The sequence below is a fragment of the Naumannella halotolerans genome (assembly GCF_004364645.1).
Lineage (GTDB): Bacteria > Actinomycetota > Actinomycetes > Propionibacteriales > Propionibacteriaceae > Naumannella > Naumannella halotolerans.
Map to the genome: position 1 here is coordinate 471,578 of NZ_SOAW01000001.1, position 26,298 is coordinate 497,875.

Consider the following 26,298-nt stretch of genomic DNA (forward strand, 5'->3'; position numbering starts at 1 on the left):
CCCGGGACGATGACCCTGCGGGGAGAGCCTCGCCGTTCAGTCCGAGATCTCGCCGGCGGCTTCCTCGTCCAGTCAGTCCGAGATCTCGCCGGCGGCTTCCTCGTCCAGCCAGAAGATGGTCTCGACCGTGCCGTGCGCCCGGCCACCCGGGATCCGCTCGGAACGCCGGTACGCCTTCGCCGCCGCGGCCGCCTTCTCCTCGCCGGAGACCAAGAACCAGACCTCTGCCGAGGAGTTGATCACCGGCAGGGTGAGGCTGATCCGTTCCGGCGGGGGCTTGGGGGAGTCGGTCACCGGGATCACCGTGGCCGAGGTCGGCTCCAGCGAGGGGTGGTCGGGGAAGAGTGAGGCGATGTGACCGTCCGGGCCCAGGCCGAGCATGCAGATGTCGAAGGTGACCTCGCCGAGCTCGGCGGCGTAGGCCTCTGCCGCCTCGGCCAGGGTGAGCCCGGCCGCGGACGGCATCGGGTGGATCCGTTCGGGCGCCAGGCCGTCGACGGCCAGCAACTCGATGGTCGGCTCGGCATTGCGATCGGGGGAGTCGGTGGCGACGAAGCGCTCGTCTCCCCACCACAACTCGATGCGACCCGGATCGACCGGACCCGAACCGAGGTCCGAGGCGAGCTTGCGGTGGATCTTGGTGGCGATCGTGCCGCCGGTCAGGCACAACTGCACCACGCGGTGATCGGACTCGGCCTGCAGTTCACTGATCCGGGTGACCAGGGCAGCGCTGACCGCGGTGGCCAGTTGTTCGGCATCGGGAAAGATGTTCAGTTCGTCGCTCATCCATACTTCCTGGGTTGTTCCGGGGCCCCGAGTGACCGGGACCGGCGGGTCGTGGCCTCAGCGGGTCCGGGATCGGGTCGATGACGCGGCCGAGGTGGTCTTCCGTGAACCCGTGGCCCGCTTGGTCGGCGTCTTCTTGGCTGGTGCCTTCTTGGCGGTGGTCTTCTTGGCTGCTGTCTTCTTGGCTGCTGTCTTCTTGCCGGTGGCCTTCTTGGCCGGTGCCTTCTTGGCGGTGGTCTTCTGGGCCGGTGCCTTCCTGACCGCCGTCTTCCTGGTCGGCGCCTTCGTCCTCGCGGTCCGCTCCACCGGTTCCGTCGCCGGGCGGCCGGAGCCGGTCGCCGCAGGGGAGTCCTGCAGCTCGAGCAGGGTGTTCACCACCTCGGCGTAGACCTCATCGGGATCCAGGCGGCGAAGCTCCTCGGCGAGTAGTTCCTTGACCTCGCGGCGACGCAGCGCAACCTCACGTTGCGGCTGTCCGGGCACCCGGTAGGTGCCGGTCGACTCATCGATTCGGGTGAGTGCCACATCTCCGGCCGCGGTGACCAACCGGGCATCGGACAGACCGCGACGCCCACCGGTACGCAACTCGACCGGTACGCCCAACCGGTTGCGCAGCCACGCCGCCAGCAGACCACCGGAGGCACTGTTGCGCGAAGCGGTCACCGTGGCGGCGGTGACCTGCGCCGGATACTGGTCGAGCGCCGCGGCGAGCAGTGCCCGCCAAGTGGTCAACCGGGTCCAGGCAAGATCGGAATCACCCGTCCGGGTCTGCTCGACCCGCTTGAGCAACTCTCCGGCGGTGGCCGAATCGGTGATCCGGCGGGTGCCGAGTTGACCGATCTGATCGGTGGCCGGGACATCCGGTGCCCGGCCGGGCCACCAGACGATCACCGGCGCATCGGGCAGCAGCAGCGGCAGCACCACGCCTGCGGAATGATCGGCCACCGGTCCACTGACCCAGAAGATCACGACCTCGCCGGGGGAGCCGTCGCCAAGGCGTACCTCGGCATTCAGTTGCGCCTTCCGGCCACGTCGACGGACCACGAAGATGATCCGCGCCGGGTGTTCCAGGGCTGCCTGGGTCGCATTGTCCAAGGCGGCGGGGAAGTCCTTCTCCTCGCACACCACGACCATGGTCATCACCATGCCCATGGCCGGGCTGCCGGCGACCTGACGGCCGTGCAGCAACGCCTGGGCCACCTTCGAGGCAGTGGTCTGCTGCAGTTCGATGATCACGATCGTTTGCCTTCCTCACCGGGCCCGCAGATCGCGGGCATTCCGTGCGTGCTCATGGGCGACGCCAGGTGAAGCCGTCCCGGGCCAACATCTCGTCGGCCGTCCGTGGCCCCCAGGAGCCGGAGGCGTAATCCTGCGGTGGCACGCCGGAGTTCTCCCAGTGCTGCAGGATCGGGTCGAGGATCTTCCAGGACAGCTCGACCTCCTCGTGCTGGGGGAACAGCGGCGGATCACCCAACAGCACATCGAGGATCAGCCGTTCATAGGCCTCCGGGCTGGACTCGGTGAACGACTCACCGTAGGCGAAGTCCATGTTCACCTGCCGGATCTCCATCTGCGTACCCGGCACCTTCGCGCCGAATCGCATGGTCACACCCTCGTCGGGCTGGATCCGCATCACCAGGGCGTTCGACCCCAGCTCGGCGGTCTCGGTGTTGTCGAAGGGCAGGTGCGGCGCCCGCTTGAAGCCGAGCGCGACCTCGGTCACCCGCCGGGCCAGCCGCTTGCCCGCCCGCAGGTAGAACGGGACCCCGGCCCAGCGACGGTTGTCGATGTCGACCCGGATCGCGGCATAGGTCTCGGTCATCGAATCCGGCGAGATGCCGGGCTCGTCGACGTAACCGTTGACCTTCTCCCCGCCGGCCCAGCCGGCTGCGTACCGACCGCGTGCGGTGTGCAGGTCGATGTCATGCGGCGGTCGCGCGGCAGCCAGCACCTTCTGCTTCTCGGTCCGCAACTGCTTCGCATCGAAGGAGGTGGGTTCCTCCATCGCCGTCAGCGCCAGCAGCTGCAGCAGATGGTTCTGAATCACGTCGCGAGCCGCGCCGATGCCGTCGTAGTACCCGGCCCGGCCACCGATCCCGATGTCCTCGGCCATGGTGATCTGCACCTGGTCGATGTAGTGGTTGTTCCAGATCGGGTCGAACAACTGGTTGGCGAAGCGCAGCGCCAACATGTTCTGCACCGTCTCCTTGCCCAGGTAGTGGTCGATCCGGAACACCGAACTGGAGGGGAAGACCGAGGAGACCACCCGGTTCAACTCCCGGGCGCTTTCCAGATCGTGGCCGAAGGGCTTCTCGATGATCACCCGGTTCCACTGTTCCCCGCGGGTCTCGGCCAGACCATGTTTGCGCAGTTGGCCGACGACGGTCTCGAACCAGCGCGGCGGAATCGAGAGGTAGTAGGCATGATTCCCACCGGTGCCCCGGGACTCGTCCAGTTCGGCGAGGGTGGACCGCAGGTTCTCGAAGGCCTCGTCGTCGTCGAAGGCACCGGGTACGAACCGGATGCCGTGCAGCAGTTGCTGCCACACCTCCTCGGAGAAGGGGGTACGTGCATGCGCCTTGACCGCGTCGTGGACGACCTGCGCGAAATCTTGGTTCTCCCAGTCACGGCGGGCGTAACCGACCAGGGCGAAACCCGGGGGCAGCAGCCCCCGATTGGCCAGGTCGTAGACCGCGGGCAACAGCTTCTTCGTCGCCAGATCGCCGGTGACACCGAACAGGACGAGGACCGACGGCCCCGCGATTCGCGGAAGCCGTCGGTCCCTGGGGTCCCGAAGCGGGTTCGGGCGTGAACTGTCGATCACGCTGCGCCGAGAGCAGTCTTGACCGTTTCGGTCAGTTCCTGCCAGGAGTCGTCGAACTTCTGCACACCTTCGTCCTCCAGCACCTGGGTGACATCGGCCAGATCCACACCGGCCTCGGCGATCGCGGCCAGCACAGCCCGGGCGTCGTCGTAGTTCGCAGTGATGGTGTCCCCGGCGACCTCACCGTGATCGGCGAAGGCCAGCAGGGTCTTCTCCGGCATGGTGTTGACGGTGTTCGGGGCGATCAGCTCGGCGACGTACATCGTGTCGGAGTAGTCGGGGTTCTTCACACCGGTGGAGGCCCAGAGCGGCCGCTGCGGATTCGCGCCGGCGTCGGCGAGTGTGCGCCAACGATCGGTCTGCAACGACTTCTCGTACACCTCGTAGGCCAGCCGGGCGTTCGCCACCGCGGTCTTGCCCTTCAACTTCGTCGCGTCACCGCCGATCGCGTCCAGGCGCTTGTCCACCTCGCTGTCCACGCGGGAGACGAAGAAGGAGGCCACCGACTGGATCTTGGACAGGTCCTCGCCATTGGCCAGGGCCTTCTCCAGTCCGGCTTCGTAGGCATCGATCACCTCCTGGTAGCGATCGAGGGAGAAGATCAGCGTCACGTTCACGCTGATCCCCGAACCGATCACCTCGGTGATCGCCGGCAACCCTTCCTTGGTCGCCGGGATCTTGATCAACACCTCCGGCTTGCCGACCAGCGCGGCCAATTCCTTGGCCTGGGCGATGGTGCCTTCGGTGTCGCGGGCGAGAGCGGGGGACACCTCGATGCTCACCCGGCCGTCCTTGCCGCCGGTCGCGGCGAAGGTGTCGGAGAACAGGTCGCAGGCGTTGCGCACGTCCTCGGTGGTGAGGGCGGTGATCGCCTCGTCCACCGACTTGTCGACCAGCGTCTTCACCTGCTCGGCATAGGATTCACCGTCGGCCAGCGCCGCGGCGAAGATCGTCGGGTTGGTGGTCACGCCGACCACCGACGAGGCCTTGATCAGATCGACCAGGCCACCGCCGGTGATGCGCTCCCGGCTGAGGTCGTCGAGCCAGACCGAGACGCCGGCATCGGACAGCTTCTTGAGATTCTCACTCATGTTGATCTCCTGGATCGTGGGGGTCTCAGGCGTTCGGATCGACCGGGCGAACCGCACCGAAGGCGGCCCGCTCGAGCTGGAACTTGCCTGTTTCCGCGGCTGCGAGCGATTCCTTGGCGGCAGCCGTGACGCGTTCGGGAGTGAACCCGAACTTCTCGAACAGCGTCGCCTGGTCGGCGCTGGCGCCGTAGTGGTCCAGGCTGACGGTCTTGCCGAAGTCACCGACCAGCCGGTACCAACCCTCGGCGACGCCGGCCTCGACGCTCACTCGGGCCCGTACCGAGTTCGGCAGCACCGACTCGCGGTAGGCATCGTCCTGGGCGTCGAACCATTCCATGCACGGCATCGACACCACTCGGGCCTGGATGCCTTCGGCGGCGAGCTGGGTCCGCGCCTTGACGGCCAACTGGACCTCCGAACCGGTCGCGATCAGGATCACATCCGGCTCACCACCCTCGGCGTCGATCAAGGTGTAGCCACCCTTGGCTGCCTCGGAGGCTTCGGCGAAGCCCTCGGTGCCGCGCGGGAAGACCGGCAGGTTCTGCCGGGTCAGGGCCAAACCGGAAGGGCGGTTGTTCTGCGCCAGCAGGGTGCGCCAGGCGACGGCCGTCTCGTTGGCATCGGCGGGCCGGATCACGTCCAGTCCGGGGATCGCCCGCAGTGCGGCCAGCTGCTCGATCGGCTGATGGGTGGGTCCGTCCTCGCCCAGACCGATCGAGTCATGGGTCCAGACATAGGTGGTCGGCAGGTTCATCAGCGCCGCCAGCCGCACCGGCGGGCGCATGTAGTCGGAGAAGATCAGGAAGGTGCCACCGTAGGGACGGGTGCCGCCGTGCAGACAGATGCCGTTCAGGATCGAGCCCATGGCGTGCTCGCGGACACCGAAGTGCAGGGTACGGCCGAACGGCCCGCCCGACCACATCTTGGTCTGCCGGTCCGAGGGCAGGAACGAGGGCTCGCCCTCGATGGTGGTGTTGTTGGACTCGGCCAGGTCGGCCGAGCCGCCCCAGATCTCGGGCAGGTTCTTGAACGACTGGAGCACGGCGCTGGAGGCCTTGCGGGTGGCGATGCCCTTCTCGTCGGCGTCCCAGCTCGGCAGCTCGGCGTCCCAGCCCTCGGGGAGCTCGCGCTTGGAGATCCGGTCGAACAGTGCGGCCCGGTCCGGGTTGGCCGTGCGCCACTGCTCGAAGGCCAACTGCCAGTCGGCCTCCAGCTTCGCGCCACGCTCGCCGGCCTGGCTGCGGGTGTGCTCCAGCACCGCCGGGTCGACCTCGAAGGTCTTGGACGGATCGAAACCGAGGACCTCCTTGGTCGCCGCGACCTCCTCCTCGCCGAGTGCCGCACCGTGTGCCTTGCCGGTTCCGCGCAGGGTCGGCGCAGGCCATCCGATGACGGTCTTGAGGGCGATGAAGCTCGGCTTGTCGGTGACCGACCTGGCCTCGTCCAAGGCGGCCTGCAGGGCCACCACGTCCTCGGTGTACCCGGTGCCGTTGTTCGTCCAGTCGACGGTCTGCACGTGCCATCCCAGGGCCTCGTACCGGCCGGCGACGTCCTCGGTGAAGGCGATGTCGACATCGTCCTCGATCGAGATCGCGTTCTGGTCGTAGATCAGGGTCAGGTTGCCCAGACGCTGGGTGGCGGCCAGCGAGGAGGCCTCGTTGGAGACACCCTCCTCCAGGTCGCCGTCGGAGGCGATGGCGTAGATGTGGTGGTCGAAGATCGACTCCCCGGTCGGTGTGTCGGGATCGAACAGGCCCCGCTCACGGCGGGCGGCCATGGCCATGCCCACGGCATTGCCCACGCCCTGGCCGAGCGGGCCGGTGGTGGTCTCCACCCCGTCGGTGTGGCCGTACTCGGGGTGCCCGGGGGTACGCGAACCCCAGGTACGCAGGGCCTTCAGGTCCTCGAGTTCGAGACCGTACCCGGCCAGGAAGAGCTGGATGTAGAGGGTCAGCGAGGAGTGGCCGGCCGACAGCACGAACCGATCACGACCAGCCCAGGTCGGCGATGCGGGGTTGGACTTCAGGTACTGCTGGAACAGCAGGTAGGCCGCCGGCGCGAGACTCATCGCGGTGCCGGGGTGCCCGTTGCCGACCTTCTGCACGGCGTCTGCGGCCAGCAGCCGCGCGGTGTCGATCGCCTTGGCGTCCAGATCGGACCAATCGGCGGGAAGCTTGAGAGAACTCGTCATGCGGGCTGCGTTTCCTTTCACAGGCAAGCGCCGCGGCGCTTGCGGGACATACGGCACTGACGGGCGCGTGGCCCGGTCGGCGTCGCCTGGACGTCGACGGGCCACAACGCACACCTTCGACTCCCACCCTACCCACGGCACGCGGTGTGCGTCAGGCAGGACGGTCCGTGGGGAATCGGCGAATCGGTGAGGTGAGCCTGCGTGGCCGAATTCACTGACCCGCGGGTGCACCTGAATGTGACTGACACCGGGTGGGGGATTAGACTCCTACAAGCTGTCGGGCAACGAGTGGACGGGGATCTGTGTCTCATCTTGATGCGACCGAGCGTTCGGCGCAGGTCGCGGTCGATCGCCCGGCAACGAGTACCCGGGACGTGGTGAAGGCCTATGCCGCCTTGACCAAGCCCCGGATCATCGAACTGCTGTTGATCACGACCATCCCGGCAATGTTCCTCGCCCAGCGCGGCATCCCGCCGCTCGGCCTGGTGGCGGTCACCCTGGTCGGCGGCTTCTTCGCCGCGGCCAGTGCGAATGTCTTCAACTGCATCCTGGACCGTGACATCGACCAGCAGATGCGGCGTACCCGTCGGCGACCGATGGCTCGCCATGAGGTGACTCCGGAGAATGCCACGATCTTCGGCGGCATCCTCGGCATCCTGTCGGCCGTCGTGCTCTGGGCCGGGGCGAACCCGCTGAGTGCGGTGCTGGCACTGACCGCCAATGCGTTCTACGTCTTCATCTACACCCTGTGGCTCAAGCGCAGCACCTCGCAGAACATCGTCTGGGGCGGCATCGCCGGGTGTTTCCCGCCGCTGATCGGCTGGACCGCCGTCACCGGGTCGGTGAGCCTGACCCCGATCCTGCTGTTCGCGATCGTCTTCTTCTGGACCCCACCGCACACCTGGGCGCTGGCCTTCCGGTACCGCGAGGACTACAAGGCCGCCGGGGTGCCGATGCTGCCGGTGGTGATGAGTGCGCCGAAGGTCGCGCTGCGGATCCTGCTCTACAGCATCGCCACCGTCGCGGTGTCGCTGGCCGTCTGGCCCGTCGCCGGAACCGGCTGGGTGTACCCGGCGGTCGCCGGCGCCGCCGGTGCGGTCTTCCTGATCGAGGCCGTGCTGCTGTTGGTCCGGGCCCGGGCCGGGAAGACCGACGCCGAGCTGAAGCCGATGCGCCTGTTCCACTGGTCGAACTCCTACTTGGCGGTGCTGTTCCTGGCCGCGGCGATCGATCCGGTCATCTTCGGCTGATCATCCGCCCGGACGGCACAACGCCGTTGCGCCTCCCTGGTGGGGGCATCGCTGCCGGGCCGTCGGCACGTGACCCGACAAGGCGGCAGCCGAGAGCGCCCCGGACTCCCGCCGCGAGGTCGCGCCATGGGGGACTCCCGGGCTCAGGTGATGCTGAGCTTCCTGGTCGTCAGTCGTCGCAGCGGGCTGGCGAGGTACTCACCCAACAGCACCCCGGCGGCCAGGGCGATGGCGATGGAGACCGCCTCGACGACCCGGGCCCAGCCGTCGATGTAACCCTGCGACAGCAGGTAAAGCCCGCGGTACAGACGGAGACCGGGGAGCAGTGGCACCAGTGCCGGAATGATCAGGATCAGCGTCGGCAGCCGCAGCCAGTCGGCCAGCGGGGCGGCGACCAGCCCGATCGCCACGGCGCCGGCGGCGACCCCGAACAGGGAGCCCGACTGGGCGGCGATCACCGAGACCGCGGTGCCCAGGCTGCCCAGCGCAGCCACTGCGGCCCAACCGCGCCGGGGCAGTGAACAGGACACCGCGAAGCCGACCACGACCAGGGCGGCGGCCGGTATCCCGGTGAACAGGTCGCTGAGGTTCGGTGGGGTGTAGGAGGCGACGGCCATCACCACGCCCAGATGGTTGGCCACCCCCAGCCCGAGTGCGACCCCGGCGACGATGCCGATGGTGGTCAGGGCGGCATCGAGTCCGCGGGCGCCGGAGGTCACCAGATAGCCGACCAGCGCATCCTGGACGGCGGTGACGATCGTCATCCCCGCCAGCAACACGATGATCATGGCGGCGATCAGCAACGAGGAGGAGTGCGATGGGGCGGCGAACCGGAGCAGCGCCGCCGCCACGGTGGCCAGGAAACCACCGGTGACATAGGAGAAGAACCGCGGGATGCCCGAGCGCTGGAAGAACTCGGTGATCATCTCGATCAGCGCCGCCGCGATTCCGGCGATCAGGATGACCAACCAGCTGCCACCCAGCAGCCAGCCGACACCGGCACCCATCACCACCGTTGCCAGCATCCGTACCCATTGCGGGTAACGCCCGGGGCGGTTGTAGGTGTCGTCGACCCGCAACCGGGCACCGGCCAGGCTGGTGCGACCGGCACGCAGATCGCGCAGGATCTGCTCGATCCGCTCCAGCACCGAGTAGTCCAGATCGCGGTGAGGGACGTAGTGCACCCGGGTGACCGGCACCTGATCGATGCTGCCCTGGTAGCTGATCATGATCGTGGTCAAGGTGATGTCGACCTGGGCACCGCGCAGACCGGCCGCCCGGGTGACCGTACGCATCCCCAGCACCGTGTCCAACGAACTCGCACCATTGCCCAACAACAGCTCACCGATCCGCAGTGCCAGGTCGAGTGCCCGGTTGACCGCGACCTGCTCCATCGCCTGATCGGTGAACCCGAGATCGGAGGTGGTGTCGTCACGGAAGCGACTGGGCATCCGTGGTTTCGGTGCTCGCCGCTTCCTTGGGCCGGCAGCGGGCTGTCCGGCGCTCGGCTCGTTCATCGCAACCTCGGTTCGGGCTGGGTGGTTCGGGCTGGGTGGTGCGGGCTGGGTGGTGAGGCTCAGGTACGGGGGGCTGCGTGCTCATCGCTGGGGATCGGCTCGCGGACGGGTGCACTGCGCTGCCGCACACTGAGCAGCATCCACACCCCGGCGGCCGTGCACAGGGGGATCCCGATCATGTGCAGGATCACCAACCCGACCGGTAGCCCGTTGAAGTACTGCAGGTAACCGACCAGCCCCTGCAACAGCAGCACGCACAACAAGGTGATCGCTGCCCGGCTGCGCAACCAGGCGACCAGGATGACGGTGCCGATCACCACCGGCCAGACCGAGGCCGAGTGCAACCTGGCCACGACCTCGATGTCCAGGCCGTTGCGGTGGGCGCCGGCGTCACCGGAGTGCGGTCCCGCACCGGTGACCACGGTGCCCAGCCAGATCGCCAGTACCAGGCCGAGGGCGACCAGCCGTACCAACCACAGGGCGATCGGACCCACCGGCTGCCGGGCAGCGCCGACCACCGTCACCAGCAGCCAGGTCGACAGTGCCACCAGGACCACCGAGAGCAGGAGGTGTGGGGAGACGATGTTCGGGTCCAGCCCGGTGAGCACGGTGATGCCGCCGACCACCGCCTGCAGCGGCACACCGAGCGCGATCGCGATCGACAGGTTGCGGATCTTCACTCCCCGCGGATGACCGCTGCGCCGGGTGGCGACCGCGGCGAAGAAGGTGGCGAAGGCGACGATGATCAGGACGAAGGTCAACAATCGGTTGCCGAACTCGATCACCCCGTGCCAACCGAGTTCTGCGTGGGGCAGGTACGACTCGTCGGTGCAGCGCGGCCAGGTGGGGCAGCCCAGGCCCGAACCGGTCAGTCGCACCGTGGCCCCGGTGACGATGATCCCGGACTGGACGACCAAGGTGGCGATCGCCCAGAAGAGCATCGTGCGGGCGCCGAACAGACGCTTCAGGAGGTCCATCGAAATGCCTTCCGGGTGATCAGGACGAGAATCAGGGCCCAGCCGGCCAGCACCGCGGCACCGGTCAGGTCGGCGTACCCCAGCGAGGCGGCCCGGAAGACCCCGCCGAGGGCACCGGTCGGCAGCCAACCGGTGAAGGCCAGCCAGCCCGGGGTGCCGATCGGCAGGATCCCGAAGGCCAGTCCGGCCATGTAGATCACATTGGCCAGTGCCAGCACGACCTCGGCGCGCAAGGTGCCGGCCAACAGGAGGGCGGCCGCGACGAAGGCGACACAGGCCAGCAACAGGGCGATCGCGGCGGTGGCGAAGGCGGCCGTGGACCAGACCGGTCGCCAGCCCAGACACAGGGCGGCGACCCCCAGCAGCGCGCACTGGCCGAGGACCACCGCGCCGACCGCGAGCGATTTGCCGATGATCAGTCCGCTGCGGCCCAGTGGCGAGGCGGCCAGCCGCTCCAGCACCTGGTAGCGGCGGTCGAAACCGGTGGCGATCGCACAGGAGGTGAAACCGGTCGACCAGACCGCCAGGGCCAGCACCGACGGTGCGAGCAGGTCCAGGCCGATCCCGATCCGCGGACCGGCCAACCAGCCGGCGACCAGGATGGCGAGCGGGATCACCAGGGCCAGCAAGAGTTGTTCACCATTGCGCAGCAACAAGGTGGCCTCGGTGATCGCGTGCCGGCGCAGGCGGCGGCCGGCCGGTGCGGCACCGGGTGCGGGGGACAGGTCGAGGCTCATCCGACCCCTCCCGGCGTGGTGAGTGAGACGAACACTTCCTCCAGGTCGCCGCTGCCTCCGGTCAGCTCGGCCAGGGTTCCCTCGGCGCTCACCCGGCCGCGGTCGATGATCGTGATCCGGTCCGCCAGCCGGGCCGCCTCATCCATGTCATGGGTGGTGAGCAGCACCGAGACTCCGCTGTCCCGCAGTTGCCGGATCAGTCCGAAGACCCGTCGACGCAGGTGCACATCCATGCCGGCGGTCGGTTCGTCGAGCAGCACGAGCTCCGGGCGGCCGATGATCGCCCCGGCCAGGTTCAGCGCCTGCTGCTGACCGCCGGACAATCGGCGGTACGGGGTACGGGCGAAGTCGTCGATGCCCAGCTCCGCGGCGAGGTCGTCCACCGGCAGTGGGTGCGCATGCAGATCGGCCAGGTAGCGCAGCAGCTCCACAGGGCGGATCCCGGACCAGGCGGCGGTCCGTTGCGGCATCACGCCCACCCGACCGGCGGCCAGCGCCCGGGCCGGGGAGCGGCCGAACAGTTCGACCTGCCCCGATGTCGGGTCGAGCAACCCGGTGAGGCAACGGAGCAAGGTCGTCTTGCCCGCACCGTTGGGGCCGAGCAGGACCTGGATCCGGTGCCCGGACATCGACAGGTCGAGGTCGTCCAGGGCAACGGTCGTACCGAACTCCACGCGCAGGCCGCGGGCGCGCAGCACAGCGGGGGTATCGGTCGACACGGTCGCAGTCTAGGTCGCCGGGCCGGTTCGGCACATCTTCGGCGAGGCGTGCTTCGGCGCACATTCCAGGGTTAGGGAGCCCTTGCTTGAATGGTTCCGGATTAAGGCAAGAATGGTGTTGTGAAATTTTCCGCGAGTCCTGCAGCGTCCGTCGCTGCGACCGGCCCGCGGGAGGTCATGCCCACCTTGCAGCATCTGGACCCGGCCGCACAGCCCGTTGCGGGTACGGATGGGGAGACCGACGCCTCCACCCGCCACCGGGTGGCACGTTCGATCTTGGAGCACGGCCCGTCGACGGCCGGTGAGCTGGCCGAACGGCTGAACGTGACCCCGGCGGCGATTCGTCGCCACCTCTCGGCGCTGATCGCCTCCGGTGAGCTCAGCTCGGCCGAACGCCGGGTCCGTGGCCAACGCGGTCGTGGTCGCCCGGCCAAGGTGTTCTCGCTGACCGACACCGGTCGTTCCGGTTTCTCCCAGGCCTACGACGAGTTGGCGGTGGGCGCCCTGCGTGCCCTGGAGGCCACCGGCGGACCGGCAGCGGTCAAGGCCTTCGCCCGGGAGCGGATTCGTGAGGTGGAGCAGCGCTTCGCCGAGCAACTCGACCGGCGGACCGATCGCAGTCCCGGTGAGATCCTCGCCGAGGTGCTCACCGACCACGGGTACGTGGCCTCGGTCGAACCGGCCCACGGCGGGGAGCAGCTGTGTCAGCACCACTGCCCGATCGCCTCGGTCGCCGAGAAGTTTCCCGAGCTCTGCGAGGCCGAGACCCAGGCCTTCGCCGATCTTCTGGGTGTGCATGTCCAACGCCTCGCCACCATCGCCGATGGTGACGGGGTCTGTACGACCAATATCCCCGACCTGCCCCGAACAATCCCGACCAGGAAGGCTGCACGATGACGCAGACCGCTCCCAACGCGAAGGCCGAAGTCTCCCAGGAAGAACACCTGGCAGCCCTCGGCAAGTACCAGTGGGGTTGGCACGACAGTGACTCCGCCGGCGCCTCGGCCCAACGCGGCCTGACCGAGGCCGTGGTGGCCGACATCTCGGGCAAGAAGGACGAGCCCGAATGGATGTTGAAGCGCCGGATGAAGGGCCTGAAGCTCTTCGAGCGCAAGCCGATGCCCTTCTGGGGCGCCGACCTCGACGGCATCGACTTCGACAACATCAAGTACTTCGTGCGTTCCACCGAGAAGCAGGCCCAGTCCTGGGAGGACCTCCCCGAGGACATCAAGGCCACCTACGACAAGCTCGGCATCCCCGAGGCCGAGAAGGCCCGGCTGGTCGCCGGTGTCGCCGCCCAGTACGAGTCCGAGGTGGTCTACCACCAGATCAACGAGGAACTCGAGAAGCAGGGCGTGATCTTCCTCGACACCGACACGGCGCTGAAGGAGCACCCCGAACTCTTCGAGGAGTACTTCGGCACCGTCATCCCGACCGGTGACAACAAGTTCGCGGCCCTGAACACCGCGGTCTGGTCCGGTGGCTCGTTCATCTACGTGCCGAAGGGGGTCCATGTCGACATCCCGCTGCAGGCCTACTTCCGGATCAACACCGAGAACATGGGTCAGTTCGAGCGGACCTTGATCATCGTCGACGAGGACGCCTACGTGCACTACGTCGAGGGCTGCACCGCACCGATCTACAAGTCCGACTCGCTGCACTCCGCAGTGGTCGAGATCGTGGTGAAGAAGGGCGCCCGCTGCCGCTACACGACGATCCAGAACTGGTCGAACAACGTGTACAACCTGGTCACCAAGCGCGCCACCTGTGAGGAGGGCGCGACCATGGAGTGGGTCGACGGCAACATCGGCTCGAAGGTGACCATGAAGTACCCGGCCGTCTACCTGATGGGTGAGCACGCGAAGGGGGAGACCCTGTCGGTCGCCTTCGCCGGTGAGGGACAGCACCAGGATGCCGGTGCCAAGATGGTCCACTGCGCCCCCAACACCTCCAGCTCGATCATCTCCAAGTCGGTTGCCCGCGGCGGCGGTCGCGCCTCCTACCGGGGGCTGATCGAGGTGCAGGAACAGGCCAAGCACTCGGCCTCGGTGGTGAAGTGCGATGCGCTGCTGGTCGACCAGATCTCGCGTTCGGACACCTATCCCTATGTCGATGTGCGCAATGACGATGTCTCGATGGCCCACGAGGCCACCGTCTCCAAGGTCAGCGACGATCAGCTCTTCTACCTGATGTCGCGCGGCATGGAGGAGGACGAGGCGATGGCGATGATCGTCCGCGGCTTCGTCGAGCCGATCGCCAAGGAACTGCCGATGGAGTACGCGCTCGAGCTCAACCGGCTGATCGAACTGCAGATGGAAGGTGCTGTCGGGTGACCGTTGATACACCGGCGTCGATCGACGCCCAGGAGACTCCGGCAGCGGCCGGAGCGATCGAGACCTCCGAGCGGGTGGCCAGCCACCTGCACCCGGAGGGTTCGGCCCGGATCGAGGACCACCCCGTACCCACGGGGCGGGAGGAGATCTGGCGTTTCACCCCGCTGAAGCGGCTCAACGGTCTGCACGCCGACACCCCGCTGGATGCGTCGGTGCTGGACGTCACGGTGAACCCGGCCGACGGTGTGACCGTCCGTGAGGTCACCGCCGATGACCCGGTCGTCGGCTCCAGCGGTTACCTGCCCGCGGACCGGATCAGCGCGAAGGCATGGAACGCCGCGGAGAAGGTGACCGTGGTGGAGATCCCCGACGAGGCCGTGATCGAGGGTCCGACCGTGATCGAGCACCATGGCAACAGCGCTGCCGGCGCCGGTGCCGGACATGCGGTGATCAAGGCCGGCAAGTTCTCCAAGGCCACCGTGGTGCTCTCCTTCACCGGTGAGGCGACGGTTGCCGATGTGGTCGAGATCGTGGTCGGTGACGGGGCCCAGCTGACCGTCGTCACGATCCAGGACTGGGCCGACGGTGCGGTGCACAGCTCGGCCCAGCACGCCTCGGTCGGACGCGATGCCGATCTGCGGCACATCGCGGTCTCCTTCGGCGGGCTGGTACGCCTCAGCGCCTCGGTCGACTATGCCGCCCCCGGTGGCGCCGCCGAGCTGCTCGGTCTGTACTTCGCCGACGCCGGGCAGCATCTGGAGCATCGCCTCTTCGTCGACCACAACCAGCCGAAGACCCGCAGCAATGTGTCCTACAAGGGCGCACTGCAGGGTCAGGACGCGCACACGGTCTGGATCGGCGATGTGCTGATCCGCAAGGTCGCCGAGGGCATCGACACCTACGAGGAGAACCGGAACCTGGTGCTCACCGAGGGTGCGCAGGCCGATTCGGTGCCCAACCTGGAGATCGAGACCGGTGAGATCGAGGGTGCCGGGCACGCCTCCACCACCGGCCGGTTCGACGACCAGCAGCTGTTCTACCTGCGCAGCCGTGGCATCCCCGAGGACGAGGCCCGCCGGTTGGTGGTGCACGCGTTCTTCGCCGAGATCATCAACCGGATCGGCGTACCCGAGGTCGAGGAGCGCCTGCTCGGCGCGGTCGAGGCCGAACTCGCCAACCACCTGAACACGCTCACCCGGTGAGCTCCACCAGCGACTGAAAGCAACGACATGTCGACACTCGATATCAAGAACCTGCACGCGGTCGTCGAGACCGAGACGGGCCCGAAGGAGATCCTCAAGGGCGTGAACCTGACCGTGAACAGCGGTGAGAAGCACGCCATCATGGGCCCGAACGGTTCGGGCAAGTCCACCTTGGCCTATGCCATCGCCGGACACCCGAAGTACACCATCACCGAGGGCTCGGTGACCCTCGACGGCGAGGACATCCTGGAGATGTCGGTCGACGAGCGCGCCCGGGCCGGCCTCTTCCTGGCCATGCAGTACCCGGTGGAGGTGCCCGGAATCTCGGTCGCCAACTTCCTGCGTACCGCCAAGACCGCAGTCACCGGTGAGGCGCCGAAGGTGCGTACCTGGGTGAAGGACGTGAATGCGGCGATGGAGCGGGTGAAGCTCGATGAGACCTTCGCCCAGCGATCGGTCAACGAGGGGTTCTCCGGCGGTGAGAAGAAGCGGCACGAGATCGTCCAGCTGGAACTGCTGAACCCGAAGTTCGCGATCCTCGACGAGACCGACTCCGGCCTCGACATCGACGCCCTGCGGATCGTCTCCGAGGGCGTGAACCGGTACGCCGACCAGGGTGACCGAGGTCTGCTGCTGATCACCCACTACACCCGGATCCTGCGCTACATCACCCCCGACTACGTGCACGTCTTCGTGAACGGCCGGATCGCCGAACAGGGTGGCCCGGAACTGGCCGAGCGGCTGGAGGCCGAGGGGTACGACCGGTTCGTCAACGCGGTCGCCAACTGAGCCCACGGGCAACCACCCGGTGGCCCGAGCATCTCGGTCCACCGGGTCCCGGTCGCACACGGGCGACCTTGATCAACTGACAGGAGCAGCCATGGGATACGACGTGGAGGTCATCCGCAAGGACTTCCCGATCCTGGAGCGGACCGTCGGTGATCACCCGCTGGTCTACCTGGACTCCGCGAACACCTCGCAGAAGCCGCAGGTCGTGATCGACGCGATCACCGAGCACTACGCCCAGCACAACGCCAATGTCGCGCGGGCGATGCACATGCTCGGCGCCGAGGCCACCGAGGCCTACGAGACCGGGCGGCGCAAGATCGCCCGGTTCATCGGGGCCGCGCGGGCAGAAGAGGTGGTCTTCACCAAGAACGCCTCGGAGGCGCTGAACCTCGCCGCCCACACGCTCGGTTCCCAGTTGCAGCCGGGGGACGAGATCGTGGTCTCGGTGATGGAGCATCACTCGAACATCGTTCCCTGGCAGTTGCTGTGCGAACGCACCGGCGCGGTCCTGCGGTGGTTCGACATCACCGACGACGGGCGGCTGGATCTGGAGAAGGCCGAACGTGACGGTCTGATCAACTCCCGGACCAAGATCGTCTCGGTGGCCTGGGTGTCCAATGTCCTCGGCACGGTCAATCCGGTCGCCAGGATCGCCGAGCAGGCCCATGCGGTCGGCGCGGTGATGGTGGTCGACGCCTGCCAGGGCGTACCGCAACTGCCGACCTCGGTGTCGGAGCTCGGTGCCGATCTGGTCGCGATGACCGGTCACAAGATGGTCGGTCCGACCGGCGTCGGTGTGCTCTGGGGACGCTACGACCTGCTGGTCGAACTGCCGCCGTTCCTCGGCGGCGGGGAGATGATCGAGATCGTCCGGATGACCGGCTCCACCTTCGCACCACCACCGGCACGGTTCGAGGCAGGCACCCCGCCGATCGCCGAGGCAGCCGTGCTCGGGGTCGCCGCGGACTATTTGGACGGGATCGGTATGCAGGCCATCGCCGACCATGAGCACGCGATCACCGCCTACGCCCTGCAAGGGCTGCAGACCATCCCCGGGCTGCGGATCCTCGGCCCCACCGAGGCGGTGGAGCGCGGGGGTGCGATCAGCTTCGACGTACCGGGTGTGCATCCGCACGACATGGCGCAGTTCCTCGACTCCCGCGGGATCGCGGTCCGCGGTGGGCACCACTGCGCCCGCCCGTTGCACGAACGGCTCGGCATCCAGTCCAGCACCCGGGCCTCGTCCTACCTGTACACGACCGAGGCGGAGATCGATGCACTCGTCGACGGCATCGAGTACACCCGCCGCTTCTTCGACCGAGGTTGATCATGAGCGCGAATGTGGAAGAGCTGTACCAGGAGATCATCCTGGAGCACTATCGGGAGAAACATCATTCGGGCCTGCGTGATCCGTTCGGCGCCGAGGTCCACCATGTCAATCCCAGTTGTGGCGACGAGGTGACCTTGCGGGTGTCCCTCGACGGCGATCAGGTCCGCGACGTCTCCTATGACGGAGTGGGCTGTTCGATCTCCCAGGCCTCCACGTCGGTGATGACGGACCTGGTGATCGGCAAGAACCTGGACGAGGCATTGGCGCTGCACGAGAGCTTCCTCGAACTCATGCACGGCCGGGGGCAGATCGAACCCGATGAGGACACCCTGGAGGACGGGATCGCCTTCGCCGGGGTGGCGAAGTTCCCGGGCCGTGTGAAATGCGCCCTGCTGGGCTGGTCGGCCTTCAAGGATGCCGCGGTGCAGGCCACCGGGGCCGACCGGACAGCCGAGTGATCCCGACCGCCGATCAGACGATGACCGAACAGCCGAGGTACCAGTGATGAACCAGCAGACTTCCCATTCAGAACAGCCCGTGGCAGAACAGCCCGTGGCAGAACAGCCCGTGGCAGAACAGCCCGTGGCCGAGCAGCCGGGGACCGGGCGTCCCTCCGACCGGGTCGAGGACACCCTGCCGCAGACCGAGGCAGCGGATTCGCCGGACACCCGGGCCACCGTCGACGACATCGAGGAGGCGCTGAAGGATGTGATCGACCCCGAACTGGGGGTGAACGTCGTCGACCTCGGTCTGGTCTACGGGCTGAACCTGGAGGGTGATGACGGGGTGGTGATCGACATGACCCTGACCTCGGCCGCCTGCCCGCTGACCGACGTCCTGGAGGAACAGGTCGCCACCGTCCTGGAGGGTCTGGTCGAGCGTGCCGTGCTCAACTGGGTCTGGATGCCGCCGTGGACCCCGGCGAAGATCACCGAGGACGGTCGCGAGCAACTGCGCGCGCTCGGATTCAACGTCGGCTGATTTCCGGGGACCCTGCGTCGACACCCGCTGGGGCGGGGTCGAGGGTCGCCACCGGTCACCGCAGGCTGAAACCCTCGCGCAGCGGATCGTCGGGATCGATCCTGAATTCCGACCTGCCGATCTCGTGGGCCCTGCCGCTCACCTCGGGGATCACCGCCCCGTTCTCCGCCGCTGCCACCCGCGCCCGGAACTGCGTACCGATGATCGACTCGTGGGTGAGTACCTGTCCGGGGCCCAGCCGACCGTCGGCGTGGAGCAGCGCCACCCGGGCGGCGGTGCCCGACCCGCAAGGACTCCGGTCCACCTCTCCATCGGCGAAGATCGTCACATTGCGCTGGTACGGGCCGTCCGCGGTCTCGCCCAGATCGTCGAACAGGATCGTCCCGTACACACCCGAGAGATGATCCGGGACGATCTTCGCCAGCGGATGGGCGTTCATCGTCCACTTGATCTCCCGGCCCAGCCGGATCAGTTCGGGTAGATCTCCCACCGCCACCTGCAGCCCCAGCGCCGAGGCCGGGACGCTGGCATAGACGGCCCCGCCGAAGATCAGGTCGACCACCAGATCGCCGCGGGAGGTGGTCAGCGACAGACCGCGTGCCAGGACCCGCGAGGCGACGCTGCGGTAGGTGACCTCGATGGTCCGGCCCGCCTGCCGGTCGACGATCGCCTGCACCCGCCCGCTCGGCACGTCGATGGTGACCACCGCCCGGCCGTCCTCCGGCGCCCTCACCCGACCGGTGGCCACCGCCCAGGCCCCGAGCGCCATCGTGCCGTGACCGCAGGCGGTGGAGAATCCGTCCTTGTGCCAGAACAGGACCCCGAAGTCGGCGCCGTCGTCATCGGGCGGGGTGATGAATCCGCCGTACATGTCGTCGTGACCACGCGGCTCCAGGCAGAGGAACCGGCGTAGGCGATCGGGTTCTCCGGTGATCGCCGCCATCCGGCGCTCGGCGACCGAGGCACCGTCGGTCTCGACACCGGTGACGATCCGGAACGGTTCTCCCGCGGTGTGCCAGTCATGGGTGGTCACGGTCGACGCGTGATCGAAGATGGACATCGGCCTGCTCCGTCACTTCATCGGCGCGATCGGGGAGGAAACCGCACTCTTCTGCATCAGTATTCGAGACGATACTCCTCGGTCCGTGTCCGGTGTGCCTAAAATGACGCCATGTTCTCCGACAACACCTGCGCCGTGGTGCCTCTGGCATCGCGAATGTGTTGTCCCTGTTGTGCGCACTGACCAGCCAACAGATCTGCGCCCTGCTCGGCGCACCGACCGGAGAACACCTCAGATGACTGTCATCAACCAGATCGAGAACGCCACCGCCCCGATCGTCGCATCGAGCGACGCCGGCTACCAGACCGGGTTGTTCACCGCTGTGACGACCCCGCCGTCGAGCCCGGCCGCTGCGACCACCCGGATCAGCGCCCGTCGCGCCTTCCAGCATGCATTGCACGGCTACGCGATGTTGATCGACATCCGGCCGCAATGGGTACGGGAACAGGCCGGGGTGCTGGATCCCGAACTGGCCACCCTGACCGTGGACGTGTGCGATCTCGGCTGGTTGTCGCAGTCCCTGGGTGGTCTGCCGCCGATCCTGATCTGCCAGAACGGCAATGCCTCGGTCCGGCTGGCGGCTGCCCTGCAGCGGACTGGGGTGAGCGAGGTCTCGGATGTGATCGGTGGTTTCGGAGCCTGGCAGGCAGCCGGTCTGCCGGTACGAACGATCAGGTCCGGGTCGACGAACTGATCACGGACAGCGTGCGGCTGTCGGTGATCCTCGGCTGCCGAGCTGCCGCACTCGGGCTCGGGTGGGCCGACGGTTTGGATTGAACGGGAAAAGGGAAGAAACTGGTCTCGTTTGTCCTGTCACCCCGATCAGAGAGTCCTTTTCGCATGCTTGCCGTCCGTGACCTCGAGGTACGCGCCGGTGCCCGTCTGTTGTTGGAGAATGCGACCTTCCAGGTCGCCGCCGGGGACAAGATCGGACTGGTCGGCCGCAACGGCGCCGGGAAGACGACCCTGACCAAGATCCTGTCCGGGCAGGCGCAGCCTGCCGCCGGGACCCTCAGCCGTACCGGTGAGGTCGGTTATCTCCCGCAGGACCCCCGCACCGGTGACCCGGAGGTGCTGGCCCGGGACCGGATCCTGTCCGCCCGTGGTCTGGACCAGGTGCTGCGGCGACTGCGGCAGTCCGAGGAGCAGATGGCTTCGCAGGACGACGCAGAGCGTGAGCAGGCAATGGCGCGCTACACCCGGGCCGAAGCCGAACTGCAGGCCGGCGGGGGCTATGCCGCCGAGGCCGAGGCGGCTCGGATCGCCGGCAACCTGGCGCTTCCGGATCGGGTCCTCGGCCAGCCGCTGCGGACGCTGTCGGGTGGACAGCGCCGTCGGGTGGAGTTGGCACGGATTCTCTTCTCCAGCGCCGAGACCCTGCTGCTGGACGAGCCGACCAACCACCTGGACGCCGATTCGATCGCCTGGTTGCGGGGGTTCCTGCAGAGCTATTCCGGCGGCCTGATCGTGATCAGTCACGACACCGACCTGCTGGCGGCGGTGGTGAACAAGGTGTTCCACCTGGATGCGAACCGTTCGGTGATCGACATCTACGCCATGGACTGGCGCCGGTACCTGTTGCAGCGGGAGACCGACGAGAAGCGACGCCGTCGTGAACGGGTGAATGCCGAACGCAAGGCCGAGCAGTTGCTGAACCAGGCCGCCAAGATGGGGGCGAAGGCGACCAAAGCCGTGGCTGCGCAGAACATGGCCAGGCGGGCGGAGAAGTTGCTCTCCGGCATCGAGGGGGAGCGGGTCAGCGACAAGGTGGCCAAGATCAGATTCCCCGACCCCGTGCCGGCCGGCCGGACCCCGCTGATGGGGAACAACCTGTCCAAGAGTTACGGATCGCTGGAGGTCTTCACCGGCGTCGACCTCGCGATCGACCGCGGGTCCAAGGTGGTGATCCTCGGGCTGAACGGTGCGGGCAAGACGACCATGTTGCGGATCCTGGCCGGGATCGAACGTCCCGACACCGGTGAGGTCGAGCCCGGGTACGGACTGCGCCTGGGCTACTACGCCCAGGAACACGAAACCTTGGACACCGAGGCGTCGGTGCTGGACAACATGATCAGTGCCTCGCCGAACCTGAACGACACCGAGGTCCGCAAGATCCTCGGCTCGTTCCTGTTCAGCGGCGATGACGTGGAGAAGCCGGCGAAGGTGCTCTCCGGTGGGGAGAAGACCCGGTTGGCGCTGGCCATGTTGGTCGTCTCCGGTGCGAACGTGCTGCTGCTGGACGAACCGACGAACAACCTCGACCCGGCGTCACGGGGCGAGGTGCTGGAGGCCATCCGTACCTACGCCGGAGCTGTCGTCCTGGTCACCCATGACGAGGGTGCGGTGGAGGCGCTGCAGCCCGACCGGGTGTTGTTGCTGCCCGATGGCGATGAGGACCATTGGAGCCCGGCCTACGGTGAGCTGATCTCCCTGGCCTGATCCGATCATGATCACCGCCCGGCACGCGGGCATCGACCGGGTGTGCTCGGACCAGGGTGATCGGGCGGGTGCGACCGGTCGTTCCGGGAGGGCCGGCAGCGGGTCGACGGGTTCGGCGGGCAGGAGGTTGTGCGCGCAAGCTGGCCGAACGCGGCGGGGCTGTCTACGGTTGTGCCGTGGACCTGGAGATGAAGACCTTCCGTGCGCAGTCGGCCGACCCTGCGGAGAACCCCGACGTGGTGCGCTGGTGGCGCGCTGTGAACCAGGGATTCCACGGCGAGCGGCTCAGCGATGATCGACTGGCCCGGATGGTCGAGGGCAGTTACGACGACGACCTGCTGTTGCGTGGGGTCTACGACCGCGAGATCCCGGAACCGGGTAACCCGAACCGTCCGGTGGCGACCTTCTGCAGTGCCGACGGCAGCCTCAACGTCGGCGGTCGAACACTTCTGCCTGCACGGTTGATCACCGATGTGACGGTGCGTCCCACCCACCGACGTCGTGGACTGCTGCGGACGATGATGTCGGCCGAACTGGCCGAAGCCCGGGATGCAGGTCTTCCCGTGGCTGCGCTGACCGTCACCGAGGGCAGCATCTATCGCCGGTTCGGGTTCGGACCCGCCACCTTCGAGACCGGTGTCACGGTGCAGACCAACATGCGGTTCGGTCTGCAGGTCCCGCCCGCCGGGGGGAACGTCGTGCTCGTCGACGCCGCCCGGGTGCAGGAGTACGCCGCCGACATCTTCGCCGTCTTCCATCAGCGCGTGCCCGGTTCGGTCTCGCGCTTCAGCACCGTTCCCACCCATGTCAGTGGGGTCTGGGATTTCGGCCTGGGCAAGGAGAACCGACGGACCCGTGGTGCGATCCACCTGTCCGCCGACCGGCGCCCGGACGGATATGTCACCTGGGAGGCCGATCGGCAGGCCGATCAGTTCGGCAAGATCACGATCACCGATCTGGTCGCGACGACAGCGCAGGGTTACCTCGAATTGTGGGACTTCCTCGGACACATCGATCTGATCGAGGAAGTGCATTGGCGGCAGGCACCGGTCGAGGACCCGCTGCGATTCGCGCTGAATGACCCGAATCTCTATCAGGTGACGGATTACCGGGCGAATGTATGGCTACGTCTGCTGGACGTCGCAGCGGTCCTGCAGGCGCGCCCGTGGGTGGGTCGGGGAACGGTGGTGATCGACGTGAGCGACTCACTCGACCTTGTTCCGGGCCGTTACCTGGTGGAGGTGGCCGACGGTTCGGCAAGGGTCACCCGAACTGATCAACCGGCAGATGTCGCCCTCGATGCGGCGGCGCTGGCCTCGATCAGTCTCGGTGCAGTGCGTCCGTCGACGCTGCAGAAGGCGGGTTTGATCAACGAGTTGCGCAGCGGTGGAACCGACAATCTTGATCAGCTGGTCGCCGCCCCTGCGCCGGTCTGGGGCATCACGCATTTCTGATTTGACCTTGATCGCTGATCATTACACGCCCATAATCGACAAATAATGATCAGTTCTCGGCAAATGGCTGATCATTGTTTCAAAGGGCTGGCTCGGAGTGGACAGCCGAACATCCAGCTACACCGCAACGAGGGGGAACCATGGCAGCAGCCAAGGCATCCAGGAGCAGCGCGAAGAAGACCACGGCCAAGAAGGCGCCAGCGAAGAAGGCTGCCGCTCCACTGACCAAGGGAGCTCGGATCACCGGCAGACAACGCGACAGCCTGGCCACCAGCTTCGCTCGCCGCTACAAGTCGGGTGAGTCGATCCGGTCGATCGCCGACGATTCCGGGCGGTCCTACGGTTTCGTCCACGGCGTGCTGAAGGAGGCCGGTGTGGATCTGCGCGGTCGCGGCGGTGCCACCCGCGGAGCCGCAGCCAAGAAGTCCCCGGCGAAGAAGACCACCGCGACCAAGTCGACCGCGACCACGTCGACGGCCAAGAAGTCCCCGGCGAAGAAGAGCCCGGCGAAGAAGACCACTGCCAAGAAGAGTCCGGCGAAGAAGACCACGGCAAGCTCGGCGGCGAAGAAGTCGACTGCGAAGAAGTCCCCGGCCAAGAAGACCACCGCGAAGAAGTCGACTGCGGCCAAGTCGACGCCGGCCAAGAAGACCACCGCGAAGAAGACCACCGCGAAGAAGAGCCCGGCGAAGACGACTGCGGCCAGTTCGGCGGCGAAGAAGTCGAGTGCGAAGAAGGCGCCGGCGAAGAGGTCGGCCGCGACCAAGTCGGCGGCCACGAAGACCACCGGCAAGAAGACCGCCACCAAGAAGAGCCCGTCCAAGAAGGGCTCGGCCAAGAAGTCGGGCTCGAAGAAGTCCTCGCGCCGCTGAAACCCTCTCGCAGAGCCCGGGCCGTCGGCCCGGGCTCTGTCGTCTGCCGGGTCTGCTCAGGTGACCTGCTCAGCGAGGTACGGCCACGGTGATGTCCACCGCGAGGGTGAGGGCCGAGACGAGCTCGCCGACCGGCTCTGCGGTGGTGTGGAAGGCACTCGGCCCCATACCGATCAGGTCGGCGACGAGCGCCGGATCGACAGCCTGGTGCGCGACGACAGCGAACCTGTCGGCCACCGTGAAGCCGCTCGCGAGTTGTCGATCGAGCTCGTCGGACTTGTTCGCCTGGATGCCCAGCAGGGCACCGGTCTCCCGCAGTTCGATCAGATGATCCGGGCGGGGGGTGACCACCAGCAACCGGCCATCGGCGGCGAGCACCCGCGCGAACTCGCCGGGGTTCCGGGGGGCGAAGACACAGGTGATCATCTCCACCGACGCATCCGTCACCGGCAGTCGACGCCAGGTGTCGGCCACCGCGGCAGCCAGTCGCCGATGCGCCCTGGCCGCCATCCGCACGGCCGGCACCGACACGTCGAGCGCCAGTCCCCGCAGCTCCGGCCGGGTGTCGAGGATCCGGCCTGCGTACCAACCGGGACCGGATCCGACATCCAGCAGGACCCCATGACCCAGGACCCGGTCGACGAGCGCCGAACTCACCGGATCGAACCAGCCACTGCTGAGCACCCGATGGCGGGCGGTGACCATCTGCGTGGTGTCGGCATTGCGCGGCGGAGGCTGGTTCAGCAGGTTCACGTACCCCTGGCGGGCGATGTCGAAGCGGTGCCCGTTGCCGCAGCCCAGCGACACGGCACGGTCGTGATCATGATCGACGACGACCCCGCTGTGGCACACCGGGCAGCACAGGACATCGCTGACCAGGTCGAGACCACCCATCGGTCAGCGCTTCTCGATCATCGGCGGATTCACACCGTGCGCATGGCGCCACCGTCGACGGGCAGCAGGCTCCCGCTCAGGTAGGACCCGGCGGGTGAGAGCGCGAAGGCGGCGACCCGACCGAACTCCTCGGGTCGTCCGTACCGCCGGAGCGGGATGGCGCTCTCACCTGCCTTCCGGGCGGCCTGCGGATCGGCTGCCCGTTCGAGCAGGTGGATCATCCGTTCGGTGTCGATGCTGCCCGGCAGCAGACCGAGCACCCGCGTGCCGTCCGGGCCCAGTTCATCTGCCAGTTGTTTCACCAGCATGCCCAGGCCCGGCCGCAGACCGTTGGAGATGGCCATACCCGGCAGCGGCAACCGGGCCGAGGTCGACAGAACCAGCCCGATAGCCAGGTCATCGGCGGTGCCGGCCGCGACCACGGCGCGGACCGTGCGCAGGGCGGCCAGGAAGACCGAGTCGAAGGCATCGGTCCACTGCTTCTCCGACATCTCCAACACCGCGCCCGCGGGGGGACCGCCGACGCTGATCAGGGCTCCGTCGAGTCGCCCCCAGGTGTCGAGCGCGAGCCGGCAGGCGTGCCCGGGCAGGTCGGGGTCACCGAGGTCACCGCTCAGGGCGACTGCCGAACCGTCGCCGAACTCGGCAACGGCCTCGGCCAACACCTCCGCCCGGCGGGCCACCAGGACCACCTTCGCGCCCTCGGCGACGAGAGCGGCGGCGCTGGCACGGCCCAGACCGCCACTGGCCGCGGTCACCACGAACACCTTGTCGGTCAGGCCAAGATCCACGTCAACTCCTCCGTTGTCCTGTCAGGTTCTGGTCGATGATCTCCGGGGCCGGCGGGCATAC

General features: G+C 67.5%; 24 protein-coding genes. 12 read left to right on the forward strand and 12 right to left on the reverse strand.

Annotation, left to right across the window (positions count from 1 at the left end; translation table 11 throughout):
• Positions 1 to 72 precede the first annotated feature (72 nt).
• The 5 genes from pgl to tkt are packed head-to-tail and all read right to left on the reverse strand — an operon-like array spanning position 73 to position 6,892.
• Positions 73 to 786 (reverse strand): 6-phosphogluconolactonase, encoded by a 714-nt coding sequence (pgl, locus tag CLV29_RS02210; protein ID WP_133753440.1) that lies wholly within the window; start codon positions 784 to 786, stop codon positions 73 to 75.
• Positions 787 to 843: 57 nt separating this feature from the next.
• Positions 844 to 2,022 carry a glucose-6-phosphate dehydrogenase assembly protein OpcA gene (locus CLV29_RS02215; RefSeq protein ID WP_133753441.1) on the reverse strand — a complete coding sequence of 393 codons (1,179 nt, stop codon included), beginning with the start codon at positions 2,020 to 2,022 and terminating at the stop codon, positions 844 to 846.
• A gap of 52 nt (positions 2,023 to 2,074) precedes the next feature.
• The gene (zwf, locus tag CLV29_RS02220) at positions 2,075 to 3,655 is read right to left on the reverse strand and encodes a glucose-6-phosphate dehydrogenase (RefSeq protein WP_424991531.1); all 1,581 of its coding nucleotides are present in this window, start codon (positions 3,653 to 3,655) and stop codon (positions 2,075 to 2,077) included.
• A complete protein-coding gene (tal, locus tag CLV29_RS02225; RefSeq protein ID WP_133753443.1) occupies positions 3,607 to 4,701 on the reverse strand; it encodes a transaldolase in 1,095 nt (364 codons plus the stop codon). Before tal ends, zwf begins: the two co-directional genes overlap by 49 nt.
• A 25-nt stretch (positions 4,702 to 4,726) precedes the next feature.
• Positions 4,727 to 6,892 carry a transketolase gene (tkt, locus tag CLV29_RS02230; RefSeq protein WP_133753444.1) on the reverse strand — a complete coding sequence of 722 codons (2,166 nt, stop codon included), beginning with the start codon at positions 6,890 to 6,892 and terminating at the stop codon, positions 4,727 to 4,729.
• Between the two features lie 302 nt (positions 6,893 to 7,194).
• On the opposite strand from tkt, the gene CLV29_RS02235 reads away from it, so the two are divergent.
• On the forward strand, positions 7,195 to 8,142 hold the full coding sequence (locus tag CLV29_RS02235) for a heme o synthase (RefSeq protein ID WP_133753445.1): 948 nt from the start codon (positions 7,195 to 7,197) through the stop codon (positions 8,140 to 8,142).
• A gap of 143 nt (positions 8,143 to 8,285) precedes the next feature.
• On the opposite strand, the gene CLV29_RS02240 is transcribed toward CLV29_RS02235, so the two are convergent.
• The 4 genes from CLV29_RS02240 to CLV29_RS02255 all read right to left on the reverse strand — a co-directional run bounded on the left by CLV29_RS02240 (position 8,286) and on the right by CLV29_RS02255 (position 12,092).
• The gene (locus CLV29_RS02240; protein WP_166649100.1) at positions 8,286 to 9,593 is read right to left on the reverse strand and encodes a threonine/serine exporter family protein; all 1,308 of its coding nucleotides are present in this window, start codon (positions 9,591 to 9,593) and stop codon (positions 8,286 to 8,288) included.
• Positions 9,594 to 9,718: 125 nt separating this feature from the next.
• A complete protein-coding gene (locus CLV29_RS02245; RefSeq protein WP_133753447.1) occupies positions 9,719 to 10,636 on the reverse strand; it encodes a COX15/CtaA family protein in 918 nt (305 codons plus the stop codon).
• On the reverse strand, positions 10,624 to 11,373 hold the full coding sequence (locus CLV29_RS02250) for an ABC transporter permease (RefSeq protein WP_133753448.1): 750 nt from the start codon (positions 11,371 to 11,373) through the stop codon (positions 10,624 to 10,626). Before CLV29_RS02250 ends, CLV29_RS02245 begins: the two co-directional genes overlap by 13 nt.
• Positions 11,370 to 12,092, reverse strand: a complete 723-nt coding sequence (locus CLV29_RS02255) for an ABC transporter ATP-binding protein (protein WP_279586443.1) — start codon at positions 12,090 to 12,092, stop codon at positions 11,370 to 11,372. The genes CLV29_RS02250 and CLV29_RS02255 overlap by 4 nt, the downstream gene beginning before the upstream one ends.
• Positions 12,093 to 12,269: 177 nt before the next feature.
• Here CLV29_RS02255 and CLV29_RS02260 point away from each other — a divergent pair, with 177 nt between their 5' ends.
• The 7 genes from CLV29_RS02260 to CLV29_RS02290 all read left to right on the forward strand — a co-directional run bounded on the left by CLV29_RS02260 (position 12,270) and on the right by CLV29_RS02290 (position 18,727).
• On the forward strand, positions 12,270 to 12,989 hold the full coding sequence (locus CLV29_RS02260) for a helix-turn-helix transcriptional regulator (protein ID WP_133753449.1): 720 nt from the start codon (positions 12,270 to 12,272) through the stop codon (positions 12,987 to 12,989).
• Entirely contained in the window at positions 12,986 to 14,425 is a 1,440-nt protein-coding gene (sufB, locus tag CLV29_RS02265; protein WP_133753450.1) for a Fe-S cluster assembly protein SufB, read from the forward strand. The genes CLV29_RS02260 and sufB overlap by 4 nt, the downstream gene beginning before the upstream one ends.
• Entirely contained in the window at positions 14,422 to 15,627 is a 1,206-nt protein-coding gene (gene sufD / locus CLV29_RS02270; protein WP_243831673.1) for a Fe-S cluster assembly protein SufD, read from the forward strand. Before sufB ends, sufD begins: the two co-directional genes overlap by 4 nt.
• Positions 15,628 to 15,654: 27 nt before the next feature.
• Entirely contained in the window at positions 15,655 to 16,416 is a 762-nt protein-coding gene (gene sufC / locus CLV29_RS02275; protein WP_133753451.1) for a Fe-S cluster assembly ATPase SufC, read from the forward strand.
• 91 nt (positions 16,417 to 16,507) lie between these two features.
• A complete protein-coding gene (locus CLV29_RS02280) occupies positions 16,508 to 17,743 on the forward strand; it encodes a cysteine desulfurase (RefSeq protein WP_133753452.1) in 1,236 nt (411 codons plus the stop codon).
• A 2-nt stretch (positions 17,744 to 17,745) separates the two neighbouring features.
• Positions 17,746 to 18,204 (forward strand): Fe-S cluster assembly sulfur transfer protein SufU, encoded by a 459-nt coding sequence (gene sufU / locus CLV29_RS02285; protein ID WP_133753453.1) that lies wholly within the window; start codon positions 17,746 to 17,748, stop codon positions 18,202 to 18,204.
• 175 nt (positions 18,205 to 18,379) lie between these two features.
• A complete protein-coding gene (locus CLV29_RS02290; protein ID WP_243831850.1) occupies positions 18,380 to 18,727 on the forward strand; it encodes a metal-sulfur cluster assembly factor in 348 nt (115 codons plus the stop codon).
• 55 nt (positions 18,728 to 18,782) lie between these two features.
• Here the strand turns inward: CLV29_RS02290 and CLV29_RS02295 are convergent, their stop codons facing one another.
• The gene (locus tag CLV29_RS02295) at positions 18,783 to 19,787 is read right to left on the reverse strand and encodes a proline racemase family protein (protein ID WP_133753455.1); all 1,005 of its coding nucleotides are present in this window, start codon (positions 19,785 to 19,787) and stop codon (positions 18,783 to 18,785) included.
• 235 nt (positions 19,788 to 20,022) lie between these two features.
• Between CLV29_RS02295 and CLV29_RS02300 the strand changes: the two genes are divergently transcribed.
• The 4 genes from CLV29_RS02300 to CLV29_RS02315 all read left to right on the forward strand — a co-directional run bounded on the left by CLV29_RS02300 (position 20,023) and on the right by CLV29_RS02315 (position 24,552).
• Positions 20,023 to 20,481 carry a rhodanese-like domain-containing protein gene (locus CLV29_RS02300; protein WP_133753456.1) on the forward strand — a complete coding sequence of 153 codons (459 nt, stop codon included), beginning with the start codon at positions 20,023 to 20,025 and terminating at the stop codon, positions 20,479 to 20,481.
• Between the two features lie 146 nt (positions 20,482 to 20,627).
• Positions 20,628 to 22,226 carry an ABC-F family ATP-binding cassette domain-containing protein gene (locus CLV29_RS02305; RefSeq protein ID WP_133753457.1) on the forward strand — a complete coding sequence of 533 codons (1,599 nt, stop codon included), beginning with the start codon at positions 20,628 to 20,630 and terminating at the stop codon, positions 22,224 to 22,226.
• A gap of 176 nt (positions 22,227 to 22,402) precedes the next feature.
• Positions 22,403 to 23,680 carry a GNAT family N-acetyltransferase gene (locus CLV29_RS02310; RefSeq protein ID WP_133753458.1) on the forward strand — a complete coding sequence of 426 codons (1,278 nt, stop codon included), beginning with the start codon at positions 22,403 to 22,405 and terminating at the stop codon, positions 23,678 to 23,680.
• 140 nt (positions 23,681 to 23,820) lie between these two features.
• Positions 23,821 to 24,552 carry a helix-turn-helix domain-containing protein gene (locus CLV29_RS02315; RefSeq protein ID WP_133753459.1) on the forward strand — a complete coding sequence of 244 codons (732 nt, stop codon included), beginning with the start codon at positions 23,821 to 23,823 and terminating at the stop codon, positions 24,550 to 24,552.
• A 69-nt stretch (positions 24,553 to 24,621) separates the two neighbouring features.
• On the opposite strand, the gene CLV29_RS02320 is transcribed toward CLV29_RS02315, so the two are convergent.
• Together CLV29_RS02320 and CLV29_RS02325 are read right to left on the reverse strand one after the other, a co-directional pair.
• Positions 24,622 to 25,446, reverse strand: coding sequence for a putative RNA methyltransferase (locus tag CLV29_RS02320; RefSeq protein ID WP_133753460.1), 825 nt, complete (start codon positions 25,444 to 25,446; stop codon positions 24,622 to 24,624).
• A 29-nt stretch (positions 25,447 to 25,475) separates the two neighbouring features.
• Entirely contained in the window at positions 25,476 to 26,237 is a 762-nt protein-coding gene (locus CLV29_RS02325) for an SDR family oxidoreductase (protein WP_133753461.1), read from the reverse strand.
• Positions 26,238 to 26,298 lie beyond the last annotated feature (61 nt).

Coding starts and splice junctions, on each gene's coding strand:
- sufB (WP_133753450.1), top strand. CDS start 12,986: ATGACGCAGACCGCTCCCAACGCGAAGGCCGAAGTCTCCCAGGAAGAA.
- CLV29_RS02305 (WP_133753457.1), top strand. CDS start 20,628: ATGCTTGCCGTCCGTGACCTCGAGGTACGCGCCGGTGCCCGTCTGTTG.
- CLV29_RS02250 (WP_133753448.1), bottom strand. CDS start 11,373: ATGAGCCTCGACCTGTCCCCCGCACCCGGTGCCGCACCGGCCGGCCGC.
- tal (WP_133753443.1), bottom strand. CDS start 4,701: ATGAGTGAGAATCTCAAGAAGCTGTCCGATGCCGGCGTCTCGGTCTGG.
- pgl (WP_133753440.1), bottom strand. CDS start 786: ATGAGCGACGAACTGAACATCTTTCCCGATGCCGAACAACTGGCCACC.
- CLV29_RS02260 (WP_133753449.1), top strand. CDS start 12,270: ATGCCCACCTTGCAGCATCTGGACCCGGCCGCACAGCCCGTTGCGGGT.
- tkt (WP_133753444.1), bottom strand. CDS start 6,892: ATGACGAGTTCTCTCAAGCTTCCCGCCGATTGGTCCGATCTGGACGCC.
- CLV29_RS02295 (WP_133753455.1), bottom strand. CDS start 19,787: ATGTCCATCTTCGATCACGCGTCGACCGTGACCACCCATGACTGGCAC.
- CLV29_RS02240 (WP_166649100.1), bottom strand. CDS start 9,593: ATGCCCAGTCGCTTCCGTGACGACACCACCTCCGATCTCGGGTTCACC.
- CLV29_RS02245 (WP_133753447.1), bottom strand. CDS start 10,636: ATGGACCTCCTGAAGCGTCTGTTCGGCGCCCGCACGATGCTCTTCTGG.
- sufU (WP_133753453.1), top strand. CDS start 17,746: ATGAGCGCGAATGTGGAAGAGCTGTACCAGGAGATCATCCTGGAGCAC.
- CLV29_RS02320 (WP_133753460.1), bottom strand. CDS start 25,446: ATGGGTGGTCTCGACCTGGTCAGCGATGTCCTGTGCTGCCCGGTGTGC.
- sufC (WP_133753451.1), top strand. CDS start 15,655: ATGTCGACACTCGATATCAAGAACCTGCACGCGGTCGTCGAGACCGAG.
- CLV29_RS02315 (WP_133753459.1), top strand. CDS start 23,821: ATGGCAGCAGCCAAGGCATCCAGGAGCAGCGCGAAGAAGACCACGGCC.
- CLV29_RS02280 (WP_133753452.1), top strand. CDS start 16,508: ATGGGATACGACGTGGAGGTCATCCGCAAGGACTTCCCGATCCTGGAG.
- CLV29_RS02300 (WP_133753456.1), top strand. CDS start 20,023: ATGACTGTCATCAACCAGATCGAGAACGCCACCGCCCCGATCGTCGCA.